Below are 20,882 nucleotides of genomic sequence, written 5' to 3' on the forward strand. Positions count from 1 at the left end.
GGGATAAGGGGAACGGGCTTTTTTTATAAATCCCACCACTCCGGAGCTGCCTAGTCTTCGATGGTGGACAAATCGCCTGCCGGAAGATGCAGCTCCCAGGCTTTCAGTACACGGCGCATAATTTTACCGGACCGGGTCTTGGGCAGCTTATCCTTGAACTCGATTTCACGCGGTGCAGCATGGGCAGACAGGCCTGCTTTGACAAATGCCGCGATCTCTTCCTTCAGCTCAGCGGTTGGACTGTATCCTTCCCGCAGCGAGATGAAGGCCTTGATGATCTCTCCGCGCATGACATCCGGCTTGCCGATTACTCCAGCCTCCGCCACAGCCGGATGCTCCACCAGCTTGCTCTCGACCTCGAAGGGCCCGATCCGCTCCCCGGAGGAATTGATCACATCATCAATCCGGCCCTGAAACCAAAAATATCCGTCTTCATCCATGTAAGCCGAATCCCCCGAGATATACCATCCGGGAATTCGGAAGTATTCATCGTATTTAGCCTGGTTATTCCACACCTTGGCCATCATAGACGGCCAGGGAGTGCGGATGGCCAAATTACCCATGGAATACGGCGGCAGTACGTTGCCGCGGTCATCAAGGATAGCTGCTTCAATCCCCGGCAGCGGCCGCCCCATGGAACCGGGCTTGATGTCCATTCCCGGGTAGTTGCAAATGAGCTGCGCCCCCGTCTCGGTCATCCACCACGTATCGTGAATCCGCTGCTGATAGATTTTGTCTCCCCAACGCACGACCTCCGGGTTCAGCGGCTCGCCTACAGACAGCACATGACGCAGACTACTGAGATCGATCCCCTCCAGCGTCTCCTTGCCAGCCCCCATCAGCATGCGGAACGCCGTAGGCGCACTGTACCATACCGTCACCCCGAAGCGCTCGATCGTCTTATACCAATCCAGCGGACTGAAGCGGCCTCCCCGGACTACATTCGCTACCCCATTGAGCCAAGGAGCAAAAATCCCATAAGAGGTTCCGGTCACCCAACCCGGATCGGCAGTGCACCAGTACACATCGTCCGGCCGCAGGTCCAGAACTACCTTACCTGTATAATAGTGCTGGATCATGGCTCTCTGCACATGGTAGATGCCTTTGGGCTTCCCGGTGGAACCGGAGGTATAATGCATAATCAGACCGTCCGTAAGGCTCAGCCATTCCGGTTCCAGCTCGGCGGACGCTTCAGCCATTTCCGTTTCATAGCTCAGCAGCCCGGAATCATCATCAGCAGAGGCTCCGACTACAAAGATATGGCGCAGTCCTGGAAGCTGCGCCCGCTTCACCCGGTGCAATAGCTCCGGTGTAGTCACCAGTGCCACGGCTCCGCTATCCTCCAGACGGTCCTTGACCGCCGTCTCCATGAACGCCTCGAACAGCGGACCTGCCACGGCTCCCGTCTTCAGAATGCCGAGCAGGCTGAAATACAGCTCCGGGGTACGCGGCATGAAGATGAACACCCGGTCTCCTTTGCCGATTCCATATTTGCGTAGTACATTACCGAACTTATTCGACCGTTCCCGTAAGTCGGCGAAGGTGTACCGCTCCTCACGCACCGCATCGCTGTAGATCAGTGCCGTAGCAGCCCCCCGCCCCTCCTCGACATGACGGTCTATCGCTTCATGTGCCATATTCACCTTGCCGGTCCCATGCCAGGAGAAGCTGCGCTCGACATCCTCCCACCGGAATTCATGAACTGCCCGGGAATAATCCTCCATATTCGAATGCTGCACCCGGCCCGGCAAAATTTCGCCTTGAACTTGCCCCATTACTCTTGCCTCCCCTACTGGTTTGCTTTAAGCTTTAAGGGTACCATCTACTTCTATTAATTCCGTCAACGCTCTAAATGTGAATATTCCGTGTCGGAATCAGTATATCACAGGAAGCGGTTACATTCCATATTATAGTGAACCGGAGGGGAGCCCAAGCATGGAGCATCATAAAATCCCTGTATCCCATACGATAGAGCATCAAGGCCGACTGATTTCTGTCCGCGGCCCACTATCCCCCGATACACTTCAGACCTTAAGCATGCACCGCGATTTGGACGCCTTCCGTAAGCCGCAGGAGCAGCTCGAAGCCTTGATAGAGATATCGGGCTTACCTGAAGGACGCATCATGGCAGCAGTGGTCTCAGGCGTTATCGTGGGCTATGTCACCTTTCATTATCCGGATGAATTGGAGTTATGGTCTCAGGGCGGGATGGAAGATCTGATTGAGCTGGGGGCTATCGAAGTGGCTGACGAGTATCGCGGAAGCGGACTTGCGAAGCTGCTGGTTTCAAGCGCTTTTGAAGAGGGACAACTGGAGAACTGCATCGTATTCACAACCGAATATTATTGGCACTGGGACCTCAAGGGGAGCGGCCTTACCGTATGGGAGTACCGCCAGATGATGGAGAAGCTGATGAAGACGGTAGATATGGTGTGGTATGCCACCGATGATCCGGAGATCTGTTCGCATCCGGCCAACTGCCTCATGGTCCGCATGGGCCAGGATGTACCGCTGTCCTCCCGCGAGACCTTCGACCGGGTGCGCTTCAGACAGCGGTTTATGTATTAATGCAGGCGGCCTGCCAGCAGGCTACATAGCCTTAAGCATATGCTCCAGAATGGCATGCGAATGCTGCGAGGCGGTTACGGTGAATTCACTGTAATTCACATGGGCTGAGCCGTCTGCTTTATCTGACATTGAGCGTACGATTACAAAAGGTATCCCGTTCATATGGCAGACCTGGGCGACCGCCGCACCCTCCATCTCTGCACAGGCCCCGTCCAGCTGCTCACGCAGCATAGCTACGGACGCCCTGCTGGCAATGAATTGATCCCCGGACAGCACAATGCCAGTTACACACTTCTGTTTCAGCTCTTGACAAGCCTCTTCGGCTAACTTCACCAGCAGAGGATCTGCCTGGAAGGCAGAGATCTCCTGATAAGGGATCACCCCTCTGGCATAACCGAGGGCTGTAACATCCATATCATGCTGAATGCAGGATGACGAAATAACAATATCCCCGATGTTCAGTTCAGGATGCAGCGCTCCGGCCACTCCGGTGAACAGCACCTGCTCTACGCCGAAGCTGTCCAGCAGAATCTGTGTAGTTACTGCGGCGTTCACCTTCCCTACCCCTGATTTGCAGACCACAGCTGCCTTCCCGAATACTGTCCCTGTATAAAAGGTAATTCCGGCCTTCACCATAGTCTGCTGATTCTCCATCTCTTCCAGCAGCAGCTTGATTTCTTCATCCATTGCACCAATCAGACCCAGCACTCCGCTCATTTCATATCCCCCTTGAACTTTCTGCCCGCAAACATAAAAAGCTCCCGAAGGAGCTTCTTAAGAGACCTATGTTCACGCGCTAAACATACTGATCTTATTTGTTGACATGATTGACAGACAGACGAAGAATGGTCTCATGCGGCAAAATAACCCGCGGATTCTCAACCGTCTCCTTCTTCATCAGCTTCGTCAGCAGTCTCATCGCCACAGCACCGAGATCATACATCGGCTGTGCTACAGTAGTGAGGAGCGGACGAACCATTGAAGCCATCCGGATGTTGTCTACACTGATAATCGAGAAGTCATCCGGCACCTTGAGACCTTCATCCTGAATACTGTGAATGGCGCCAATTGCCATCTCATCAGTAGCGGCAAAGATAGCTGTCGGCTTCTTCTTCAAACCCAGGAAGTACTTCATGGCTTCGACACCGGATTCGTAACGATAGTTACCGATGCGTACCAGATCCTCCTGATACTCGATACCTGCCGCTTCCAGCGCCTTCTTGTAGCCGTGGAACCGGGCATAACCGTTCGCAGGGTCCTGCAGCGTGCCGCTAATCATTGCGATCTCACGGTGTCCGTGGCGGATCAGCGTATTCACTGCATCAAATGCAGCCGTCTCGTGGTCGATATCCACGGAAGGATACGTTCCCTTCTCATCGCGGGTCGCACAGAGTACGATAGGCACAGCAGAGGTCTGGAACGCCTGGATATGCTCTTCCGTAACGGTTCCGCCCATGAACAACAGCCCGTCCACCTGCTTCTCCAGCAGTGTGTTAATGACACGAATCTCTTTCTCTTTGCGCTTGTCCGCGTTACAGAGAATAATGTTGTAGTGATACATATTGGCAATATCTTCAATCCCGCGTGCAATTTCCGCAAAAATCGAGTTTGAGATATCAGGGATAACAACCCCTACGGTTGTCGTTTTCTTGCTGGCGAGACCTCTCGCCACAGCATTCGGACGATAGCCCAAACGCTCAATCGCTTCAAAAACCTTCTTCCGGGTCTGCGGTTTCACGTTGGGGTTATTATTCACAACCCGTGATACCGTAGCCATAGATACGCCTGCTTCTCGAGCTACATCGTAAATGGTTACCGTCAAATTACTCTCTCCATTGCGATAAATTTTATCGTTCGACTAATTAAAATTATGATACGACACTTTGTACAATTGTGCAATGATAACGCTTCATTTTCCTTTCAAAATTTCTTTCAAAGGTTGAAACGCCAGTCCTGGCGCGGCTTTAACGCCTTCCGCCAATTCCTGATCCTCCAATAGCTTCCAGTTGAAAGCCCTTAAAATTTCAAGAATTCTGTATGCTTCCTCTATCGTATCAAAAAGCGCGTGAAAAATCCAACATTCGTTGAAAGTTTTTCATTGTTTTTGCAGACTTTTTTTCAAAATGTCAAAAAATGCTCTTTATTTGGCATTTTCTACCGATTGAGCAGTCAACTGGGAGAGCCGCAGGCCGATCTCTTCCATCCATTTCTTGTCGGACAGATCCGCCGCCGTGCGGTATACATCCAGCAGCAGATCAATCCGGCTCTGCATAGCCTTGCGGATCGATTCCTCCAGCTCCGGCAATCCGCCGGCAAACAGGCCCGCAGAAAGCGTATCCTTCAGCACACTAGCCCACTCATTGCGGTCCGCAAAGGACAGATGCAGCTTGCCCGCAGGACGCTCTCCAAGCTCCCGGATCAGCAGACCCAGGTCACGCTTAATAACCGGCAAGGGCTCATAGCGGGCGCATTGCCCGCAGGTATATACAGGGACATGAGTAATTTTGATCTTCGCACTATAAATCAGCGTATGCATATGTATGGTCATGATCCCGCCGCAGCCACAAGACTTCTTCATTAATTGTTCCTTATACATCTCCCACACCTCAGAATGATCTTTTAAAAACGCATAGTTTTGGCTTTTCCCTTTCTAGTATTCGACCTCATTCCCCTGAATCCCTGCAAGTTTGCATATCATGTTTTAATTGGCAATAGTTTTAGGATTTTCCATATCGAAATGTGACTTCAAGTGTCTCTTTTGATAGAATGACATAGATATCAATAAGGTGAGACGAAGGGAGCTGTACAGAGTGAGACTGTCAGGTAAAAAAGTCATTGCGCTGGTGGACGATGAATTTGAAGATCTTGAGCTGTGGTATCCCGTATACCGCGTCCGCGAGGAAGGGGCCGAGGTTCATTTGGCCGGCCTTGAGAAGGGGAAGACGTATGTCGGCAAATATGGCGTTCCGGCCACTGCTGAATACAGCTGGGATGAGCTGAAGGCAGCCGACTATGATGGCATCCTTGTTCCCGGAGGCTGGGCCCCCGACAAAATCCGCCGGTACAGCGCTGTGCTGAAGCTGGTGCAGGATTTCAATGCTGCGAAGAAGCCGATTGGCCAGATCTGCCATGCCGGCTGGGTCTTAATCTCCGCCAAAATTCTTGAAGGTGTAACGGTCACCTCCACACCGGGTATCCGTGACGATATGGAGAACGCCGGAGCCATCTGGAAGGACGAGCCGCTCGTCCTGGACGGCCACATCATCTCCGCACGCCGCCCGCCGGACCTGCCGCCTTACGGCAAAGCGTTCTGCGATGCGCTGGCCGGTGAATAGCCGGCAGTAGTGATATCTGATACAAACAACAAGCCCTGCCCTGTCGTCTGACAGGGTTCAGGGCTTGTTTCCGCTTTTAAAGGAGAATTAGCGGATAGGGATGGACAGCTTCTCTTTGATCAGAGCAGGATACGCCTTAATGGTGAACGTCAGCGGCTGCGGGTATTTATTGCTGCCCAGACCTTGGTAGTACATTTGAGGGATTGACTTCGCATTCTCCGGCTCAGTGCGCTGCGGAATATCGAACTCAAACTTGTCTGCTGAATGAACCGTACCTGCTCCATCGGTAAATGTTTGCCCCAGCCTAAAGTCATTGTAGATACTGTTAGTCTGTGCCTGAGAATCATATTCCAGCACCAGCGTGGAGCCCCTCTCCGTGTTGTGAACAGACATTTGCAGATTGTGGTCCGGAGCCTTGATAATTTGTTGCTTGTCGGTATCGATAATCAATTGGGTTGCCTGCTTATCCAGCGCCAGAATCCCATTGATTTGCAGCTGGAGCGATTGTGTCGAGCTCCTGTCGTTCGCAAATATCAGTCTGCCCCCACTGTCCGTAAAGCTGGCGGCGCGTAAAGCCAGATACGTATAATCACCACTGCCGCCCGCTAAGAGACCCGGTTTATACATAGAGAAGATCTGTTTGGAGTTCAGCGGGTCGCAGGTATAGTCCAGATAAATGCCGGAGGCGGCCAGATAGACCTCATTAATTTCAATTTTCTGACCGTCTATTTCCAGTGTTTTGTCTACATGTACGGTTTCTCCTGCCTTAGCAATCTGCTCCCTGTCCAGCGGAAGAGCTACAGAAAATTTAGCGAGAGGGCTATCTGCTGAAGCTGGCGTGAACTGCTTGTACTTACCAAGCTCAAGCTCAAACTTAATTTGATCGGGAAGAGCGCCTGCATCATCACTCTCCCACTGCCTTACCTCATAACCGTAGGTTATACGATTTGGGGAAATTGAACTCCCCGGTTCCCTGGAAGTATTCAATGGGTTTAAAGCTGCTGATGTAAGCTGCATAAGTTCAACTTTGGCATTCTCTTTAGTCTTGTTCTGCAATGAATACAAAACGATAATCCCCTTCTGATCCGCAGCAATTCCATCTACAGTCAGAACAAATCCGTTCTGCTCCGCAGTAACACCCGTGATGCGCTGTACAAGGCCAGCCTCGATTGCAGAAGATACGGCGTTGGTGGTCATTACAGCTGGAATGTACTTTTCAAAGGGTCCGTAGCTCTGAAATATTGCTGCCTGATCCGGAGCAGCTCCCTGTGTCTTCAACACCTCGCCAGCCCGGGGAAAAGAGTACAACAGCACAATCCCAAGTACTGCCGCCGCTGTAGCCAGAGCATAACGCTTCCTTAATGACATAGAGCTTCTCCGGGAACGCGTTATACCGCTGCGCACCGCCGAGTTCAGCTTCATCTCTGCAACTTCCTCCGCTTCTGCCGACAGAGTGTGATAGTACTCCTTCAGCAGCTCTTCTTCTGTCTTGACCATGCTATAGCCCCCCTTTGATTTTCATCTTGTCGCGCAACTGCTTAAGCCCCTTGTTCAGCCAGGTCTTGACCGTTCCTTCCGGCTTGCCCAGCACCTCGGCAATTTCTGTCAGCGTCATATCCCGGTAGTACTTCAGTACAAGCACCTGACGGTATTTCGGCTTCACTGCTTCCAGGGCCTGCTCCATATCCAGCTTACGGTCACTGGTCATCTCCTGCAGTCCAGCGCTTGCCTGTTCCGGCACAGGAGCAGTCAGCCGCTTCCTCCGTTTCAGTTCATCCTTGCAGCAGTTGATCAGAATCCGGGTCAGCCAGGGTGCGAACCGGTCCTCGTCCTTCAGGCTCCTGCGCTTCACCCAGGCCCGGTATGTAGTTTCCTGAACCATCTCAAGTGACTCTGCCTCACTGCGCAAGTAGCTGTATGCAATGCTGTAGAGTATTTTCTTCTGGGCCAGTACCCGGCTGATAAACAGCTGCTCCTGTTCATTCAAGTGGCGCACCTGCTCGCCTTCCCACGTATGCTCCATCCAGGCTTAGTCTCCCCTTTCTTTTTTTGACTTCTGTATATACTGACTGTCCTGCAGCCCAAACGGTTTTACTTTTTTGACAGCGGGCTTGTTCCCCCGTAATTTTCAAAGCAAAAAGCCCGGTGTGTATGGCCCCCTTGACCCTCACCCCGGACTTAATATCAATGTTCTTGTTCACCTTGTCTTTGTTCCGCCGTTAACATTCGGCCGCTAGAAGGCTATGACGTCTTCTCTTTGGAATCTCCGCCGGCGCCCAGCGGGAATCCGCTCCGTCCTACAAAAGCTGTAAGCTGCTCCTCTGTCTCAGAGCTGGTGCGGTTGCGGAAGCAAACCTTCGCAATCTCCCTGGCTTCAGAAGCCAGGGTGTTCAGCGTACGGTGCTTCACCTTCAGCAAGGCTTGCGGCGACATGCTCAGCACACTGATCCCCAGCTCCAGCCAGAGCGGCAGTGAGCGCTCGTCTGCGGCCATCTCGCCGCAGACACTGACATCGATGCCTACGCTGCGTGCCGCATCCACCGTCATGCGGATCATGCGCAGCACTCCCGGATGGTACGGATGATACATATGGGCAATCTGCTCATTCATCCGGTCCACAGCCAGTACATACTGCACCAGATCATTCGTACCGATACTGAAGAAGTCCACTTCCTCCGCCAGCAGGTCAGCGATCATCACAGCCGCCGGCACCTCGATCATAATGCCTACCTTTATCTCGCGGTTATACGGTACTCCCCGGCTGTCCAGCTCGCTCTTCACCTCGTTCAGCACCGCTTTGGCCGCCTGCACCTCTTCGACCGAAGAGATCATCGGGAACATCATCCGCACATTGCCGTAATGACTGGCCCGCAGAATGGCTGTAATCTGGGTTTTGAACATATCCTTGCGGTCCAGGCTGATCCGGATGGCCCGGTAGCCGAGGAACGGGTTCTGCTCCTCCGGCAGCTGGAAGTAATCCAGATGCTTGTCTCCCCCGATATCAAGCGTGCGGATGACCACAGACTCCTTGCCGACTTTTTCCGCGACCAGCTTATAGACTTCGAACTGCTCCTCCTCTGTCGGAAAAGAACTGCGGTCCATGTACAGAAACTCTGTGCGGAACAGCCCCACTCCCTCGGCCCCGTATTTCAGCGCCATATTCAGCTCCTTCACGGAACTGATATTACCGGCCAGCCGCAGAGACACACCGTCCTTCGTCACCGCTTCGACGGTTGCAAGCAGTTCCAATTGCTCCCGCTTCCGCTGCTGCTTAGCGCGTCTGGTGTTGAAGTCAAGAAGTGTGGATTCATCCGGATGAATCATGACCGCCCCGGTCTCCCCATCCAGCACCAGCATGTCCCCCGTCTGGATAGGAGTCAGGATCTTGTTCTCCAGGCCCGCCACCAGCGGAATGCCGAGCGCACGGGCCATGATGGAGGAATGCGAGGTTTTGCCCCCCATCATCGTCACGATGCCCAGCACATACGCCGGATTCAAATGCGCCAGCTGTGAGGGGGACAGCTCCTTCGCTACCAGGATGTAAGGCTGGGTATCCGACGGAAGAGTGACCTCAGGCGCACCCAGAAGATGCTTCAGCAGACGGTTGCCGACATCCTTGATATCCACCGCACGTTCCTTCATATATTCATCGTCGAGCAAATCGAACATCGCCACGAAGTGGTCGATCGCCTCCTTGACCGCCACCTCGGCTGCCTTGTATTGGCGTTCGATAATGCCGCGGATTTCGCTCATGAACACCGGATCATCCAGGATCGCCAGATGGGCATCAAAAATGCTCGATTCCTCCGGTCCGACGACCTCGCGGAATTCTTTTTTGATAAACTCGATTTCGTCCTTGGAGGTCCGAATGCCTTCGTACAACCGTTCGAACTCCTTCGCCAGATCCACCGGATTCACCTGGGTGTCCGGCAGACTCCATTCCCAGTTCGGCAGGACAAAGGCCTTCCCGATGGCAACACCTGCTGCGGCGCCTATGCCTTGTATCATGCTTCGATCCCTCCAACATTGCTTTCATGTAGTACCACGGACATGACGGAAGACTGCCCCTTTTTCACGTTTTTGAATGGCGCATAGCTCCAGGATTTGACCCGGTCCGGGTTGGTAATCACCATCGGTGTCGCCAGCGAGGCGGCATGCTCTTTCAAGAAGGCCAGATCAAACTTGACCAGCAGCTGCCCCGGCTCCACGCTGTCACCTTCCTGTACAAGCGCCTCAAACGGCCCTTTAAGCTGCGAAGTGTCGATCCCGATATGCATGAGCACCTCAAGCCCTTCGGGCGTAGCAATGCCCACTGCGTGCATCGTAGGGTAAACGTGCATCACCTTGCCGAATACGGGCGAGACCAGCTCTCCCTTTTCCGGGACAAAGGCCACTCCATCCCCGACCAGCTTCGCGGCAAAAATATGATCCGGCACCTCTTCAATCGGCATCATCCGCCCCTGGATCGGCGCACTGAACAGCACCTGCGGCAGATCGCGCAGCATCAGCTTGTCAATCTCCTCACGGATCAGCTCCGAATATGTACCGAAGACGACCTGCACGTTGCCCCCGCCAAGCTTGATAATGCCTGCGGAGCCAAGGCCCTTAAGCGCCCCTGTATCTATGAAGCGATCATTATGCACCGTTAATCTCAGCCGGGTGATGCAGGCCTGAACCTGCACAATATTCTCCTTGCCGCCCAGCGCCTCCAGAATCAGCGGAGCCTGATAAGGGATATTACCCGCCCAGTCTCCCAGCTCAGAACCTTCCTCACGGCCCGGCGTAGGAATCTGGAACCGGCGGATCGCCCAGCGGAACACGTTATAATAGACAATACCATAGCCGATCCCGATCGGAATCAGCAGCCAGGCCCGCTGGGACAGATGCATGTTGAGGAAGAAGTCGATAGTCCCTGCCGAATAGGAGAAGCCGTGATGAATCCCGAGCGAGTAGGTCAGCACCATCGCAAGCCCGGACATGACCACATGCAGCGCAAATAAATACGGCGACGCGAACAGGAAGGCAAATTCAATCTGCTCCGACACACCGGTCAGAAAGCACACCAAAGCTGCACGCAAAAAAGTCTTCTTGATCTTAGGCTTGAGGTCCTCGCGCGCTTCCTGAATGATCGCAAAAGCAATTGCGGGCAGGGCGAACATCATAATCGGGAACAGCCCGGCCATGAACACTCCCGCTGTAGGATCACCGGCAAAAAAGCGCGGCAAATCTCCCTGTACGACTGCACTGCCGTCAGGCGTCGTAAAGGAGCCCAGTTGGAACCAGAACACATTATTCAGAATATGATGCAGGCCAAAGGCCGTCAGCACCCTGTATAGCACCCCGTAGACAAACACTCCATAGCCGCCGGTCACCTGCACTACCCTGAACAGCTCATTAAGCAGCTCCTGTAGTAGCGGAGACACTCCGAGCATGACCCAGGCGAACAGCGCCGAGAATAAGCCCATGAACAGCAAAACAAAACGCGACCCTCCAAAAAACTGGATCGCCTCCGGCAGCTTGATATTCTTAAACCGGTTATGTGCTACACCGGCTACAATCCCAAGGATAATCCCAATTAATGTTGCAGGCTGTACAGCCCCGTCTCCCATGTTGGACACAATCCGGTCATAAGTGAACATCCCTGCGAGTGCGGCCAGTCCGGCCGGTCCGGCCTGATTGGACAACCCCCACGCCACACCGACAGCAAACAAATAAGGCATGAAATAGAATATTCCTTGCCCCGCGTACGTCGTCACTTCGGATACCGAAGAAAGTCCCCATGCAGACCACGGTAAGCTGCCCAGACTCAGCAGGATAGCTGCCGCCGGAAGCACCATGGTAGGAAGCATAATGGCTCTGCCCAACTGCTGCAAAGATCCGAGCCAATTCAAGGCGACCCTCTCCTTTCTTTCTATATTGAATGGTAAGCGTTACAGCAGTTTTTGTCAAAAGAATCTGGGGATGAAGAGGAGGTGAAGCGCGCTACGAAGACGGCACCGTCAGCTCCCTTTGCACCCTTTGCACCCTTTGCACCCTTTGCACCCTTTGCACCCTTTGCACCCTTTGCACCCTTTGCACCCTTTGCACCCTTTGCACCCTTTGCACCCTTTGCACCCGCTAAAGTGTAGCATGAGCATAGACAGCCTACCAATAGAGCGGTGATTGTATTTTGTACAACAGATTGGCCGAAATTCCGCTCATATCCACGATCTATTGTATTTCGTACATTAGAATTCTCAGAATTACATCATAACCAACCATAAATCAAAATTCTACTGTATAAAATGCAACAGAAGCTCGAAATCGCGGGTTTAGACTAAATTCTAATGTACAAAATACATTCACACTGGTGAGGCTGCGACTATTCAAATCCTTTTAAACAATGATGTCCCGTTTTCTCACCAACTCTGATCCTGATTCATAGGTCTAAGTACATAGGATCTTATCCCTCTTCCGCCAGCCACAGGCTGGAGCAGTCCTTTCTCGCTCAGAACGCTCAACAGCTTGCGCGCCGTTCTATAGTTGATCTGAAAATAGTCTGTAACATCCTTCGGCCTAAGTGGTCTGCCAATCTGCCAAGCTAAACGTAACACGTCTTTTTCTCCAGACAACAGTAGCTCCCCACCACTCCTGCTCCGCGCCAAATACGGCGCCAGCGCCAGCTGCAGCAGCATCCGGCACACTTCGGGACGCTGCTGGATATCGTCGAACGAGAAGTGCAGCATTTTCCAGCCCATGGCTGTCAGGAAGGTATCCCGGTTCAGCGCATAGTTGAACTTCTCCCGATCCATATCCTTAATATGGCTCTGATAGCCGTCACACTCAATCCCGAAGCGCGTTCCATTCTGCGGCAGAAAGGCAAAATCCAGAAACTGCGACTTCCGGTTCCAGTCATACACCTCATATTCCGGGTGCAGCTGCTCCAGTGACTCAAATAACGGCCACCATACATTCAACAGAAACAGCTTCTCCGCATAGTTATGTCCGCGCAGCAGCCTCCCCCTGCGTTCCCCCGTTCTTCCATTCGTATGTACCTCTATAAAGCTGCTGTGCGCCACCTCAAATTCCATATCTCCTTCCCCCTCCCTGAAAATACAAAAAACGCCCTTTCCCCATTTAAAATGGAGTAAAGGACGTTCTTCGTCTTGCTCAAATTATACCCATGATATTTGTTGAAATCCAGTGTGGCAAAAACACTTATGCTTCCGCCCGAGACCTTCCAGTCCACCAGGAATATGCTCCCGATGCAGCCGTCCCGTCTTAGCCCCGGCTCCGGCCCTTCATCGTGATCGCTTCCTCCACCTTGATGCAGCGGTCCATGATTGCGATCATATGATTTGCAGCGGCAATGTCCGCCGCCTCCTGACTAATGATACCCTGCTGCAGCCAAAGAACACGCGCGCCGATATCAGCGGCCTCCTGCGCCACAGCCGCGCAGTATTCACTGCGGCGGAACACATTCACAATATCCACCGGCTCCGGAATCTCCGCCAGCGTATGGTAGCATTTCTCGCCCAGAATCTCACCATCTACCGACGGATTGACCGGAATGATCCGGTAGCCCCGACTCTGCATAGCACCAGCTACCATATAAGAGGTGCGGTCTGTTTTGTCGGATAGGCCAACAACAGCGATATTGCCTGCCGTAGCCAGAATCTCGCCGATCTCTTCCCTGCTCGGGTTCTCAAAGCTCATGTGTATTACCCCTTCCGTCTGATTTCGTCCATGCCCTCCGCTACATTACTGCCGCTTAAGTCACAGTTTTATCATTTTCAGCAACAACTACATCATACAGCGCTGCGCCTGAAGTTCCAAATTCTCATCAGCTTGCGTACCCTGTTAATTCATCTCTGGCTCTATGAGTCCTCTGGGTCCCTCACGCTGCATAGCCATACCATATGAACGGAATCCGGTCCCCAGTAATCCTGCACTGCTGCATAGGGCGTTCCGAATTTCCGCAGCCATCTGTCCTGGGCCCGCTTATATCCGCTGTCCAGGCAGAATTCGGAAATTCCCCGCTTTCTGAGAAAGGCCATGACCTCCTCAATTAAAGCTGAGCCCACACCCTGCCCCTGAAATTCAGGCAGGACATACAGGCTTCCCAGCTCACCGACAGCCGATAGGCGGTTATCGGTGCACTTCCGTATGTCCTCTCCGCAAGGCGCATAAGAAACAGTGCCGATTACCGCTCCGCCGCTTCTAGCCAGCCAGAAATACACATCCGTATCCTGCGGATTCAGCGCAGCATTGGCCATCTGTATCTTGGCTGCGGTCTCCTGCCGAATGTCTGCCTGCAGGTGACCCAATCCTTCCCGTTCGAAGGCGTCGGCGATCGTCACCTTGAACAACTTCGATATGGAAGGGATGTCCTTCGGAGCAAGAGGTGTGATGCTTAATGAATCTAAAGTGCTCACTTCACCCATTCCACATCCGCACCCAACAAGCGCAAATGATCGAAATACTGCGGATAAGACTTCGCCACATGATGGGCATCTTTGATAAGCAGCGGCTGGCGGGCCCGCAGGCCTACTACAGTAAGTGCCATAATCACACGGTGGTCATAGTGGGCATTAATCGTTACGCCGCCTTCCACGCCTTCCGGTGTGCCATGCACAATGATCTCGTCCCGGCGTTCCTCAACCTTCGCACCGGCCCGGGTCAGCTCTGCCAGATAATCCGTGATGCGGTCACATTCCTTGTAGCGCAGGTTCTCCACATTGTAGAAGCGTGAGGTCCCTTCAGCAAAAACCGCCGCGGCCACCATAGCCAGGACCGCATCAGTTGCCGCATCGCCGTCGAATTCCACCGCCTTCAGAATACCGTTCCCCTGCACATGCACTGTTCCGTTCTCATGGGTGAGCGGCACCTCCATCATCCGCAGCACATCAACAATGGCCCGCTCCCCCTGCTTGCTTCTCTCAGCCAGCCGGTGAATGGTCACATCCGACTTCGTCACCGCTGCGGCCGCAAGCACTGCGGCTGATCCCGGATAATCGCCTTGCACCGTATAGGTCTTGGCAGCATAGGTCTGGCGTCCAGGCACCTTGAAGGACATATAATCGTCCGCCGCATGTACGATAATCCCTGCCTGCTCCAGCACCTCCAGCGTCTGCCCGATGACCACCTTGGATTTCAGATCATCCAGCACGATGATCTCACTGTCTTCTTCAAGCAGCGGGGTCAGGAATAGGAGTGCGCTAAGATACTGCGAGCTGACAGCGCCGGAGACGGTAATCCGTCCGCCCTGCGGCTTACCGCCGCGGATCGTAATCGGCAGCCTTCCGTTATTATGCTCTACTTCAACGCCGAGCTGTCCCAGTGCCAGAATCAGGTCGTCATGCGGCCGTTTGCCGAGGGAATCGGGATACGTATTCACGAAGGTAACCTCCGGGCTAAGAGCAGCCACCGCCATCAGGAAGCGCAGCACAGCGCCGGCATTCCCGACATTCAGCTCCTTGACGTCACGGGGATGGCGTCCGAACCCCTGTACTACGATTTTCTCATCATCTTCGGTGAGGACTGCGCCGAGATCGGCGATACATCTGCGGATCGCGTCGCTGTCCTCGCTGTGGGCGGGATGGTAAATCGTGCTGACTCCTTCAGAGAGAGCGGCTACCAGCAGGTAGCGCGTAGTGTAGTTTTTGGAGGACAGGGCTCCGAATTCTCCTTGCAGCGTCGGCGTAGGCCTAACAATAACGTCCATAGTATAAGCGCTCCTTCATCATATATAGTCTGTATGTACGGTCCTGTTTGACAGGGTAATCCGCAGTTGTGTTATCATTGCTTGAAGAGAATCCATCCCCATCTGGGCAGAAAAGAGGGTACTACCATGAATGAAATTCCGCAAATTACACCGCAGGAGCTGCGTAAGCGGCTCGCTGCCGGTGAAGAGCTTGTACTGATCGACGTCCGTGAAGAGGATGAGGTTGCCTTCGGCATGATTCCCGGCGCGCAGCATATCCCGATGGGCCAGATCCCGCAGCAGACGGAGAAGCTTCCGGCAGACACTGAGATCATCTTCATCTGCCGTTCCGGCAACCGCAGCCAGCGGGTCTGTGAATATCTGCAGCAATTCGGCATTCAAGGCTCTAACCTGAGCGGCGGCATGATCGAGTGGGATGATACCAGCGAGGAATAATCTTCATCCTGATGAATAACGCCAACACACATAAAAGCTCAAGCGCGGTAACGCAGTAAAATGTATTGCGAGACCTCAGCCACATTCAGCTCCGTTGTATCGACCGTGCAATGCGCGAAACGGTAAGCTTCCCTGCGCTGTTCCATAATGGAACGGACCCGGTTTGCCGCATTGCCGGCGAGCAGCGGCCGGTTCTCATCCCCGCTGACCCGTTCAATAATGGTATCCTCCGAGGCTGTAAGAGCCACAACGAATCCATGCTCGAGCATGACTTCCGCATTCCCTGGCGCAAGCACCGCCCCTCCGCCTGTAGAGATCACTTTGCGCTCTCCCAGCAGCATTTCCTGAAGCACCGCTGATTCAATGCTCCGGAATGCCTGCTCTCCGCCTTCTGCGAAGATATCCGCAATACTGCGCCCTTCTCTCCCGGTAATCACTGCATCCAGATCAACCAGTTCATAGTCAAGCTCCTCGGCCAGAATGGCGCCTACTGTAGATTTCCCTGTAGCCATCATCCCGACGAGAATGATATTTCGATCGTCCATAACAACCTCCAAGCCGCGACATTTGTCATATCATAACACAGGGTGAAAAGTTTGCACAATGCCGGCAGCCTTCATTTTGAAGCGGGCTGTACCTGCCATGGCTATGCCTCATGGATGCAAAAAACCCGAAAGCCCTCCGCATGAAGCGAAAAAGCATCTCGGGTTCCTAAGCATTAAGCTGAACGCTGCCTGTTACTCCGCCAGCCAGTTGTGGTGGAACACGCCTTCTTTATCCACACGCTTAAAGGTGTGAGCGCCGAAATAATCGCGCTGCGCCTGCAGCAGGTTCGCCGGAAGACGTTCTGTACGGTAGCTGTCGTAGTATGCAAGGGCGCTGGAGAATCCCGGAACCGGAATACCCAGAGTTACTGCCGAAGCGATAACCTTGCGCCATGCCGACTGGTAGTTGTCCATAACATCCTTGAAGAACGGATCAAGCAGAAGGTTCTTCAGCTCAGCATTGCTCTCATATGCATCTGTGATGTTCTGCAGGAACCGGGAACGGATGATACAGCCGCCGCGCCAGATCTTGGCCAGCTCGCCGTATTTCAGATTCCAGCCGTATTCGTCAGAAGCCACACGCAGCTGGGCGAAGCCCTGGGCATACGATACGATCTTGCTGGCGAACAACGCTTTACGCACGTTCTCGATGAATTCAGCCTTGTCACCATCGAATGGAGCCGTAGCAGGGCCGCTTAGCACCTTGCTGGCTTCAACGCGTTCTTCCTTCATGGCAGACAGGAAGCGGGAGAAGACGGATTCGGTAATCATGGACAGCGGTACGCCGAGATCCAGCGAGCTTTGGCTTGTCCACTTGCCGGTACCCTTTTGTCCGGCAGCGTCAAGGATGACATCCACCATCGGCTTGCCGGTCTCTTCGTCATACTGGGCGAAGATATCCTTCGTAATCTCAATCAGATAGCTGTCCAGCTCGCCATTGTTCCATTCGGCGAAGGTGCTGTGCAGCTCCTTGGCATCCAGACCCAGGACGTCCTTGAGCAGATGGTAGGCTTCGCCAATCAGCTGCATGTCGCCATACTCGATGCCGTTATGCACCATTTTCACATAGTGTCCTGCACCGTCCGGCCCGATATATGTACAGCAAGGCTCTCCGCCCACATGGGCTGAAATCGCCGTAAGGATAGGTTCAACCAGCTTATACGCGCTTTCCTGACCGCCTGGCATAATGGAAGGGCCCTTGAGCGCGCCTTCTTCACCGCCGGACACGCCGGTGCCGACGAAGCGGAAACCTTTGTCTTCAAGATATTTACTGCGGCGTACCGTGTCAGGGAAATAAGCGTTACCGCCATCGATGATGATATCGCCTTGATCCAAGAACGGCAGAAGCTGCTCAATGGTGGCATCCGTAGCCTGGCCTGCCTGAACCATGATCAGAATCTTGCGCGGTACTTCCAGCGACCCTACGAACTCTTCAACGGAGAACGTGCCCACCAGATTCTTGCCTGCTGCTTCTGCGACCAGATCATGTGTCTTCTCCGGGGAACGGTTAAACACGGATACGCTGAAGCCTTTGCTCTCGATGTTAAGAGCCAAATTTTTGCCCATTACCGCCAAGCCAATAACGCCGATTTGTTGTTTTGACATCTGGTTCTCCACCCTTTGCACCCTGTATTTTTGTGAAATCCATTTCTCGCAGTATAAGAATACCACCCTTTGTCAGAGACAGCAAAGTTCTGCCTGCGAAAGAGAGATCAATTTCATTGACAAACTTCGATCCATCAGGGAAATTGCTCACAATGACTATTTTAACGGTTTTGTGCGCAGAAGTGAACCCCCTCCTCCAGAAAGGCACAACAAGTGGAAACGGCTTTGCCGTCCTTTTAAAGGACGGTACCGTTTCAGCGAGAAATAGAAGAATAATGTATAGCGTGAAACCTATACATTCTTATAATTTAAAAGAACACCCCGCTATGGGATGCCCTTAATCGTAATTATTCACTCTGCGCACTACCACTCCAGCGCTGCAAGCTCCCTGGTCAATTGCTCAAGCCTCGCTGTGCTGGCCGCCACCGCTTCCGTATCGCGCTCACGCATAGCATCATTCAGCAAGTCGAGCTGTTCATCCACGGCAAGCCTGCGGTCGCGGATTCGCTCTTCGCCCTCAATGGAGTAGAACAGCTTCGTTAACTCCTGATCCGACAGCAGCGGCCCCTTCTGGTACAGCACCCGCTGCTGATAACCGGAAATCTCTACCAGGCGGATGACTTCACCGAATAAAATATTCTCTATAATGATCTGACGGTCGCGGAAGCGCTTGACAACGGCATGACCTCTCATATCCCCAATCAGCTTCTCCATCCATTCTGACAGGCGCGCATCACGGATCATGTAGTCTCCCACCAGCTTGAAGCCGTCCTTAATCCGCTGGAAGCGCAGCTTCACAAGCTTGCGGCCGGTGCGCACCGAAATAAGAAAAACACTCTCGTTCTCACTCCAGTACAGGGAATAACCTTCCTTGATCAAGTCCTTGATTAGATCCTGGATATGTTGTCTGTCAAACCGCAGCTCCAGATTGCAGTACTCCACTTCATCGTTTTTGTTCACGGCACTCCCCCCTAACTGCTTGATTTAAGCATAGTCAGCTTCATGGCCTAACCTAAGAGTAGAACAGACTGCCGGACCTCCGCTTGCACCTTGGTTCTTTGTTTGGCTTACACTTATTTTATACTTCATAATATGTAGCGGTAACTTGGTTTATTGACTATTTTTACCCGTTTTCGGCCTTTTCCAAACGCTGGTACCCGCTTTAGATGTTATGAACCAGCCCTTTATACGCAAAAACAGCAATAAAGCCGCATTCCTCCTCTTTTTCAGGCGGTCTGCGGCTTATTGCATTTCCACACCGGGTTCAGTCCCTTGTGCTCGCTCTTGTCAGTGTGCCCTGGCGTGCTTCAGCTTTGTCCGGTGGACGATCAGCAGATGCAGGCCGAATAATACAACCATTACTCCTGCGCTGGCCAGAAAAGGAGCACCGTGGCTGACCGTATCCCATAGCTTGCCTGATACCACCGGGCCAGCAACCATCCCTGAGCCCTGCAGCGTCAGGAAGAGCCCCCAGACGGTCCCGCGTTCGCCCTCCGGCACCTGCTTGGCCAGGAAGGCGTTCCACGCCGGAAGAATCAACGCATAGCTGATCCCGACCAGAGCTACCGCTACGAAGGCCAGCGGCAGCCAGCGGACCTGTGAGAAGAAGGCCATGGAGCAGGCTGCCAGCAGGAATCCGATATTGAGGAAGATGGAGGTGCCGACCTTATCGACCAGCTTCCCGGCGGGTATAAGTGTCAGCACGGTAATCCCTCCCCCGGCAATCAGCAGCAGGCTGAACTGGTTGGGGGTGACATGCAGCTCCGAGCGTGCGAACAAGGTGACCACCGGCGTCATAAGCCCGATCGCAAAGGCCTGCAGGAACAATGCCGGGAACAGCAGGCGGCTTACCTTCAGGGAGGAGGTGACCTGCTGCCAGGTCCGCTTCAGACTCTCCAAGGGCCTTACCGGCTTACGCGGCACTGGCGGTCCCTCCGCCGATATCTCGCGGACAGCGCGCGGCGCATGGCCGCCGATCTTTGAAGGCAGGAACAGCGCCACGGCTACCACAGCGGCAGCGAAGCCCATCAGCACCAGAAAGACCGTCCGGTAGCCCTGTCCGCCATGATCCATCATGAAGTTGACGATAATCGGACCGACGCCGGTTCCGGCCAGTGACGCCATCTCCACCGCCCCCATGGCTGCACCGCTGCTGCCGCTACGGGTAGAGCCCGCCAGCTCGGTGATGCCCGTCATCGTACAAGGCCACAGCGGCGAGGTGCCTATCCCCAGAATCAGACAGGCGATGGACAAGCTTACGGCATCTTTGGCATAGATAATCAGCCCGACAGCCACCACAAGCAGCACCAGAGCACCAGTCATCGTCCAGCGGTAACCGATCCGCTCCATGACCCAGCCGAACGGGCTGCGAAACAGGTTATCCCCGAGATACTGCAGCGCGAAGGCGAACCCGACCACCGTTACGGAGAGGCCCAGAATATTCTCCATATAGACCGGCAGCAAGGCTACCAGCAGCGATCCTTTGACGAATTCGACCAGGAAAATAATGATCCACATTTCTAATATGAACGGTGAGGCTAAACTGATATGCATACGTTCCGCTGCTTTGCCAGACATTTCATCACATCCTAGTATTATGTTGATTGATTTGTTATACTGATGCTTGCTCAAGTAGAAATGGGTATTCAGTCCCTTTGGGGACACCTTTTTGCTTCAGCGAAATCAAAAAAC

At 53.4% G+C, this 20,882-nt stretch carries 19 protein-coding genes; 3 read left to right on the top strand and 16 right to left on the bottom strand.

Features of this window, described 5'->3' with window-relative positions; translation table 11 throughout:
* Window positions 1-50: 50 nt before the first annotated feature.
* Window positions 51-1,775 (bottom strand): acetate--CoA ligase, encoded by a 1,725-nt coding sequence (gene acsA, locus MKX42_RS20355; protein WP_340754090.1) that lies wholly within the window; start codon window positions 1,773-1,775, stop codon window positions 51-53.
* A gap of 160 nt (window positions 1,776-1,935) precedes the next feature.
* On the opposite strand from acsA, the gene MKX42_RS20360 reads away from it, so the two are divergent.
* Window positions 1,936-2,568: a GNAT family N-acetyltransferase gene (locus MKX42_RS20360; RefSeq protein WP_340754092.1), complete on the top strand. Its 633-nt coding sequence runs from the start codon at window positions 1,936-1,938 to the stop codon at window positions 2,566-2,568.
* A 21-nt stretch (window positions 2,569-2,589) separates the two neighbouring features.
* On the opposite strand, the gene MKX42_RS20365 is transcribed toward MKX42_RS20360, so the two are convergent.
* The 3 genes from MKX42_RS20365 to MKX42_RS20375 form a co-directional block, all read right to left on the bottom strand.
* Window positions 2,590-3,285: a 5'-methylthioadenosine/adenosylhomocysteine nucleosidase gene (locus MKX42_RS20365; RefSeq protein WP_340754093.1), complete on the bottom strand. Its 696-nt coding sequence runs from the start codon at window positions 3,283-3,285 to the stop codon at window positions 2,590-2,592.
* A 94-nt stretch (window positions 3,286-3,379) separates the two neighbouring features.
* Window positions 3,380-4,390, bottom strand: coding sequence for a catabolite control protein A (ccpA, locus tag MKX42_RS20370; protein WP_036695017.1), 1,011 nt, complete (start codon window positions 4,388-4,390; stop codon window positions 3,380-3,382).
* A 318-nt stretch (window positions 4,391-4,708) separates the two neighbouring features.
* Window positions 4,709-5,146 (bottom strand): hypothetical protein, encoded by a 438-nt coding sequence (locus MKX42_RS20375; protein ID WP_340754094.1) that lies wholly within the window; start codon window positions 5,144-5,146, stop codon window positions 4,709-4,711.
* Between the two features lie 232 nt (window positions 5,147-5,378).
* Here MKX42_RS20375 and MKX42_RS20380 point away from each other — a divergent pair, with 232 nt between their 5' ends.
* Window positions 5,379-5,903, top strand: coding sequence for a type 1 glutamine amidotransferase domain-containing protein (locus MKX42_RS20380; protein ID WP_340754095.1), 525 nt, complete (start codon window positions 5,379-5,381; stop codon window positions 5,901-5,903).
* An 87-nt stretch (window positions 5,904-5,990) separates the two neighbouring features.
* Here the strand turns inward: MKX42_RS20380 and MKX42_RS20385 are convergent, their stop codons facing one another.
* From MKX42_RS20385 to aroA, 8 genes are all read right to left on the bottom strand, one after another.
* Window positions 5,991-7,400 (bottom strand): DUF4179 domain-containing protein, encoded by a 1,410-nt coding sequence (locus tag MKX42_RS20385; protein WP_340754096.1) that lies wholly within the window; start codon window positions 7,398-7,400, stop codon window positions 5,991-5,993.
* Window position 7,401: 1 nt separating this feature from the next.
* A complete protein-coding gene (locus MKX42_RS20390; protein ID WP_340754097.1) occupies window positions 7,402-7,926 on the bottom strand; it encodes a sigma-70 family RNA polymerase sigma factor in 525 nt (174 codons plus the stop codon).
* A 218-nt stretch (window positions 7,927-8,144) separates the two neighbouring features.
* The gene (gene ptsP, locus MKX42_RS20395; protein WP_340754098.1) at window positions 8,145-9,911 is read right to left on the bottom strand and encodes a phosphoenolpyruvate--protein phosphotransferase; all 1,767 of its coding nucleotides are present in this window, start codon (window positions 9,909-9,911) and stop codon (window positions 8,145-8,147) included.
* Window positions 9,908-11,794, bottom strand: a complete 1,887-nt coding sequence (locus MKX42_RS20400) for a glucose PTS transporter subunit IIA (protein ID WP_036729487.1) — start codon at window positions 11,792-11,794, stop codon at window positions 9,908-9,910. The genes ptsP and MKX42_RS20400 overlap by 4 nt, the downstream gene beginning before the upstream one ends.
* A gap of 507 nt (window positions 11,795-12,301) precedes the next feature.
* Window positions 12,302-12,973, bottom strand: coding sequence for a hypothetical protein (locus MKX42_RS20405; RefSeq protein ID WP_340754099.1), 672 nt, complete (start codon window positions 12,971-12,973; stop codon window positions 12,302-12,304).
* 190 nt (window positions 12,974-13,163) lie between these two features.
* Window positions 13,164-13,598 (bottom strand): CoA-binding protein, encoded by a 435-nt coding sequence (locus MKX42_RS20410; protein WP_340754100.1) that lies wholly within the window; start codon window positions 13,596-13,598, stop codon window positions 13,164-13,166.
* 161 nt (window positions 13,599-13,759) lie between these two features.
* Window positions 13,760-14,326 carry a GNAT family N-acetyltransferase gene (locus tag MKX42_RS20415; protein ID WP_340754101.1) on the bottom strand — a complete coding sequence of 189 codons (567 nt, stop codon included), beginning with the start codon at window positions 14,324-14,326 and terminating at the stop codon, window positions 13,760-13,762.
* Window positions 14,314-15,606 carry a 3-phosphoshikimate 1-carboxyvinyltransferase gene (gene aroA / locus MKX42_RS20420; protein ID WP_036695025.1) on the bottom strand — a complete coding sequence of 431 codons (1,293 nt, stop codon included), beginning with the start codon at window positions 15,604-15,606 and terminating at the stop codon, window positions 14,314-14,316. Before aroA ends, MKX42_RS20415 begins: the two co-directional genes overlap by 13 nt.
* 126 nt (window positions 15,607-15,732) lie before the next feature.
* On the opposite strand from aroA, the gene MKX42_RS20425 reads away from it, so the two are divergent.
* Entirely contained in the window at window positions 15,733-16,041 is a 309-nt protein-coding gene (locus tag MKX42_RS20425; protein ID WP_340754102.1) for a rhodanese-like domain-containing protein, read from the top strand.
* 38 nt (window positions 16,042-16,079) lie between these two features.
* Here MKX42_RS20425 and MKX42_RS20430 read toward each other — a convergent pair whose 3' ends face one another.
* From MKX42_RS20430 to MKX42_RS20445, 4 genes are all read right to left on the bottom strand, one after another.
* Window positions 16,080-16,586 (bottom strand): shikimate kinase, encoded by a 507-nt coding sequence (locus tag MKX42_RS20430; RefSeq protein ID WP_340754103.1) that lies wholly within the window; start codon window positions 16,584-16,586, stop codon window positions 16,080-16,082.
* 192 nt (window positions 16,587-16,778) lie between these two features.
* Entirely contained in the window at window positions 16,779-18,191 is a 1,413-nt protein-coding gene (gndA, locus tag MKX42_RS20435) for an NADP-dependent phosphogluconate dehydrogenase (protein WP_036695028.1), read from the bottom strand.
* Between the two features lie 363 nt (window positions 18,192-18,554).
* A complete protein-coding gene (locus MKX42_RS20440; protein ID WP_340754104.1) occupies window positions 18,555-19,151 on the bottom strand; it encodes a hypothetical protein in 597 nt (198 codons plus the stop codon).
* Window positions 19,152-19,478: 327 nt separating this feature from the next.
* Complete coding sequence (locus tag MKX42_RS20445; RefSeq protein WP_340754105.1) at window positions 19,479-20,768, bottom strand: MFS transporter; 1,290 nt, start codon at window positions 20,766-20,768, stop codon at window positions 19,479-19,481.
* Window positions 20,769-20,882 lie beyond the last annotated feature (114 nt).

Origin of the sequence: Paenibacillus sp. FSL R7-0204, from assembly GCF_038002225.1 — a bacterium.
Classification (GTDB): domain Bacteria; phylum Bacillota; class Bacilli; order Paenibacillales; family Paenibacillaceae; genus Paenibacillus_AQ.

What these genes read in the sequence shown, in the direction of transcription:
- acsA (WP_340754090.1), bottom strand. Translation starts at nt 1,775, where the DNA reads ATGGGGCAAGTTCAAGGCGAAATTTTGCCGGGCCGGGTGCAGCATTCG.
- MKX42_RS20360 (WP_340754092.1), top strand. Translation starts at nt 1,936, where the DNA reads ATGGAGCATCATAAAATCCCTGTATCCCATACGATAGAGCATCAAGGC.
- MKX42_RS20365 (WP_340754093.1), bottom strand. Translation starts at nt 3,285, where the DNA reads ATGAGCGGAGTGCTGGGTCTGATTGGTGCAATGGATGAAGAAATCAAG.
- MKX42_RS20375 (WP_340754094.1), bottom strand. Translation starts at nt 5,146, where the DNA reads ATGAAGAAGTCTTGTGGCTGCGGCGGGATCATGACCATACATATGCAT.
- MKX42_RS20385 (WP_340754096.1), bottom strand. Translation starts at nt 7,400, where the DNA reads ATGGTCAAGACAGAAGAAGAGCTGCTGAAGGAGTACTATCACACTCTG.
- MKX42_RS20390 (WP_340754097.1), bottom strand. Translation starts at nt 7,926, where the DNA reads ATGGAGCATACGTGGGAAGGCGAGCAGGTGCGCCACTTGAATGAACAG.
- ptsP (WP_340754098.1), bottom strand. Translation starts at nt 9,911, where the DNA reads ATGATACAAGGCATAGGCGCCGCAGCAGGTGTTGCCATCGGGAAGGCC.
- MKX42_RS20405 (WP_340754099.1), bottom strand. Translation starts at nt 12,973, where the DNA reads ATGGAATTTGAGGTGGCGCACAGCAGCTTTATAGAGGTACATACGAAT.
- MKX42_RS20410 (WP_340754100.1), bottom strand. Translation starts at nt 13,598, where the DNA reads ATGAGCTTTGAGAACCCGAGCAGGGAAGAGATCGGCGAGATTCTGGCT.
- MKX42_RS20415 (WP_340754101.1), bottom strand. Translation starts at nt 14,326, where the DNA reads ATGGGTGAAGTGAGCACTTTAGATTCATTAAGCATCACACCTCTTGCT.
- aroA (WP_036695025.1), bottom strand. Translation starts at nt 15,606, where the DNA reads ATGGACGTTATTGTTAGGCCTACGCCGACGCTGCAAGGAGAATTCGGA.
- MKX42_RS20425 (WP_340754102.1), top strand. Translation starts at nt 15,733, where the DNA reads ATGAATGAAATTCCGCAAATTACACCGCAGGAGCTGCGTAAGCGGCTC.
- MKX42_RS20430 (WP_340754103.1), bottom strand. Translation starts at nt 16,586, where the DNA reads ATGGACGATCGAAATATCATTCTCGTCGGGATGATGGCTACAGGGAAA.
- gndA (WP_036695028.1), bottom strand. Translation starts at nt 18,191, where the DNA reads ATGTCAAAACAACAAATCGGCGTTATTGGCTTGGCGGTAATGGGCAAA.
- MKX42_RS20445 (WP_340754105.1), bottom strand. Translation starts at nt 20,768, where the DNA reads ATGTCTGGCAAAGCAGCGGAACGTATGCATATCAGTTTAGCCTCACCG.